Source organism: Azospirillum sp. (genome assembly GCF_035627195.1).
Taxonomy (GTDB): domain Bacteria; phylum Pseudomonadota; class Alphaproteobacteria; order Azospirillales; family Azospirillaceae; genus Azospirillum.
Genome location: NZ_DASPMG010000163.1, coordinates 1 through 3,610 on the forward strand (window position 1 = coordinate 1; position 3,610 = coordinate 3,610).

Annotated in this window: 4 protein-coding genes; 2 read left to right on the forward strand and 2 right to left on the reverse strand. The window is 69.2% G+C overall.

The features are described from left to right. Positions 1-114 precede the first annotated feature (114 nt). On the reverse strand, positions 115-294 hold the full coding sequence (locus VED21_RS14880) for a hypothetical protein (protein WP_324883273.1): 180 nt from the start codon (positions 292-294) through the stop codon (positions 115-117). 21 nt (positions 295-315) lie between these two features. Continuing rightward, positions 316-468: an entericidin A/B family lipoprotein gene (locus VED21_RS14885; protein ID WP_414638211.1), complete on the reverse strand. Its 153-nt coding sequence runs from the start codon at positions 466-468 to the stop codon at positions 316-318. Between the two features lie 175 nt (positions 469-643). Here VED21_RS14885 and VED21_RS14890 point away from each other — a divergent pair, with 175 nt between their 5' ends. Together VED21_RS14890 and VED21_RS14895 are read left to right on the forward strand one after the other, a co-directional pair. Further along, complete coding sequence (locus tag VED21_RS14890) at positions 644-2,008, forward strand: MATE family efflux transporter (RefSeq protein ID WP_324883275.1); 1,365 nt, start codon at positions 644-646, stop codon at positions 2,006-2,008. Between the two features lie 137 nt (positions 2,009-2,145). Further along, a partial coding sequence (locus VED21_RS14895) for a DNA topoisomerase (ATP-hydrolyzing) (protein ID WP_324883277.1) occupies positions 2,146-3,610 on the forward strand: 1,465 nt, incomplete at its 3' end.

Consider the following 3,610-nt stretch of genomic DNA (forward strand, 5'->3'; position numbering starts at 1 on the left):
GGCACGCAGCCCGCCAAGGCCGGCGCGGACGTGAACGCCGCCTGATGCGCGAACGGAGCCGCCCCCTCGCGGGCGCGGCTCCGTCGCTGAAGAAGCGGCCCCCTATGCCGTGAACTATGCCGTGAACGGCCGCGGGATGCCGGGGGAGGGGTCGCTGGGCGGCGTCACCTCCGGCGGGGTTTCCGGGTTGGGCGGGATGCGCGGCTCCGGCATCGGCGCCGGGCGGTCGGGCAGGGGCGAGGTCGGGCCGCCGGGCGGCGGTACCTCCGGGACGGGTTTCTGCGGATCGCTCAAGACGGCATCCTCCCGCCGGCCTCAGTCGGCCGAGCGTTCGAGGGCGCGCCCGCCGGACTGCACGTCCTGCCCCATGCCTTCCATCGTATTGCAGGCGCCCAGCATGGCGGTCAGCGCGACCAGGAAGCTCAACATCGCGATTTGGCGAACGGGAAGCCGGATCGTGCGGGTCATCGCCCAGTCTCCTTGTTGAAGAACACCTGCCCTGAGAACGGCGCGTCCGCCCCGTTGGTTCCGGATGCGCGCGCGCAACGGGCAACTGCGCAATCGGAATGGCCTCCTTCCTTGACGCAGTAATTCGCTCGGCCATGATGGCGTCCCCTTGCCCGTCACCGCCGGATTCCCCCGCATGAGCGCCAGCGAAACCCTCGTCCGTCCGCTGTCCGGCCGTGTCCGCACCCACGTGATGGAGCTGCTGCGCCTCGCCGCACCCGTCATCGTGTCGCGCGCCGGGCTGATGGTGATGATGGCCGTCGACACCGCCATCGTCGGCCGCTTCAGCGCGCACGAGCTGGCGCTGTTCAGCCTCGCCCACCTGCCCAACAACGTGATGATCGGCACCGGCGTCGGCCTTCTGCTCGGCACCGTCGCCATGACCGCGCACGCGCTGGGTGCGGGCGAGGACCGGGAGTGCGGGCGGGTGCTGCGCCGCTCGCTGCCCTACGCGCTGGCGCTGGGCCTCGTCATGGCGGTGGTCTCCCTGTTCGGCGAGCCGCTGCTGATCCTCTCCGGCCAGGCGCCCGAGCTGGCGGCCGGCGGCGGCACGGTGATGGCGGTGCTCGGCGTCGGCATGCCCGGCATGATGCTGTACGTCGCCGCCGGCTTCTTTCTGGAGGGGCTGAAGCGACCGCTCCCCGTGATGGTGGCGATGATCGGCGGCAACCTGCTGAACGGCCTCTTGGCCTACCTGCTGGTATGGGGCGCCTTCGGCCTGCCGGGGATGGGCGCCGTCGGCTCGGCGATCGCCACCAGCACGGTGCGCTGGGCCATGGGGCTTGGCCTGCTGGTCTACATCTGGCGCATGCCCGACCACGCCCGCTGGGGCATCCACCACAACACGCGCAAGGGCTGGCGGGCCTGGGCGCGCCAGCGCACGCTGGGCTACGCCGCCGGCCTCAGCATCTTTGTCGAGAGCACGGCCTTCGCCGTGCTGGGCTTCATCGCCGGCATGCTCTCGCCCCTGGCGCTCGGCGCCTACATGGTGGGGCTGAACCTGATCGCCGTGCCCTTCATGGCCGCCGTCGGCCTGGGTTCCGCCACGGCGGTGCGCGTCGGCGTCGCCTACGGCCGGCGCGACGCGCGGGAGATGGCGCTGGCCGGCTGGACCGGCCTTGGCGTCACCAGCGCCATCCTGGCCCTGGTCGGCGTCGCCTACCGCTGGCTGCCGGAGGCGGCGGCCGGCATCTACACCAACGACCCGGAGCTGCTGGAGCGCGTCGTCCCCCTGGTCGCCTTCGGCGCCTGGATCCTGGTGGCCGACGGCGGGCAGGCGGTGATGGGCAACGCGCTGCGCGGGCGGAACGACGCGTGGGTGCCCACGGTGCTGCATTTCGTGTCGTATGCAGTCATCATGATCCCGGTGTCGGCATGGCTGACGCTCGGCCTCGGTCGGGCGGAGCTTGGTCTTTTCGAAGGCATTCTCGTGGCGAGTGTGGTATCCGTGCTTATCCTTTCCGCGCGCTTTGCCTGGCTCGGCCGAAGGGCGGGTTTTTGACGCGGAAACGTTGTGTGCACCTGCGAACGCTGGTAGAAATACCTATATTAATGAGGCATCGCGGCGTTTCCCGCCTTGGCGAAAGCCTGGGCACCGGTTAGAGAGATTGCCGCTCCCAAGAACGAAGAGCCTGTTTCTTGAGCACCACACCCCTGCCTCCCGCCTCCGACATCGCGCCGGTCACCATCGAAGACGAGATGCGGCGTTCGTACCTCGATTACGCCATGAGCGTGATCGTGAGTCGCGCGCTGCCCGACGTCCGCGACGGGCTGAAGCCGGTGCACCGCCGCATCCTCTACGCGATGAAGGAAGGCGGCTACGATTCGTCGAAGCCCTACAAAAAGTCGGCGCGCATCGTCGGCGACGTGATGGGTAAGTACCACCCGCACGGCGACAGCGCGATCTACGACGCCATGGTCCGCATGGCGCAGGACTTCTCGATGCGGCTGCCGCTCATCGACGGCCAGGGCAACTTCGGCTCGATGGACGGCGATCCCCCGGCGGCCATGCGCTACACCGAGGCGCGGCTGGCCAAGGCGGCCGAATCGCTGCTCGACGACATCGACAAGGACACGGTCGACTTCCAGTCGAACTACGACGATTCGACGCGCGAGCCCACCGTCGTCCCGGCGCGCTTCCCGAACCTGCTGGTGAACGGCGCGGGCGGCATCGCGGTGGGCATGGCGACCAACATCCCGACCCACAACCTGGGCGAGGTGATCGACGCCTGCTGCGCCTACATCGACAACACCGACATCACGCTCGACGAGCTGATGGAGTTCGTCCCCGGCCCCGACTTCCCGACGGGCGGCCTGATCCTCGGCCGGTCCGGCAGCCGGGCGGCGCTGCAGACCGGGCGCGGCTCCATCGTGCTCCGCGCCAAGACCGAGATCGAGGAGATCCGCAAGGACCGCTTCGCCATCGTGGCGACGGAGATCCCCTATCAGGTCAACAAGTCCAAGCTGATGGAGCGCATCGGCGAGGTCGTCAACGACAAGATCATCGAGGGCATCGCCGACCTGCGCGACGAATCCGACCGCGACGGCGTGCGCGTGGTGGTCGAGCTGAAGCGCGACGCCGTGCCCGACGTGGTCCTGGCCCAGCTGTTCCGCCACACCCAGCTGCAGACGTCCTTCGGCGTCAACATGCTGGCGCTGAACGGCGGCCGGCCGGAGCTGATGGATCTCAAGCAGATCATCGCCGCCTTCGTCCGCTTCCGCGAACAGGTCATCACCCGGCGCACCGAGTTCCTGCTGGGCAAGGCGCGGGAGCGCGCGCACACCTTGGTGGGCCTCGCCGTCGCCGTGGCGAACCTGGACGAGATGATCAAGCTCATCCGCTCCGCCCCCGACCCCGTCTGGGCGCGCACGGAGATGATGGCGCGCGACTGGCCGGCCATGGACGTCGCCCCGCTCATCGAGCTGATCGACGAGCCCGGCCGCGGCGTCAGCCCCAACGGCACCTACAAGCTGTCGGAGGAGCAGGCCCGCGCCATCCTGGACCTGCGCCTGCACCGGCTGACCGGCCTGGAACGCGACAAGATCGGCCAGGAGCTGCGCGAGGTCGTCGACAAGATCAAATTCTATCTCGAGATCCTCACCT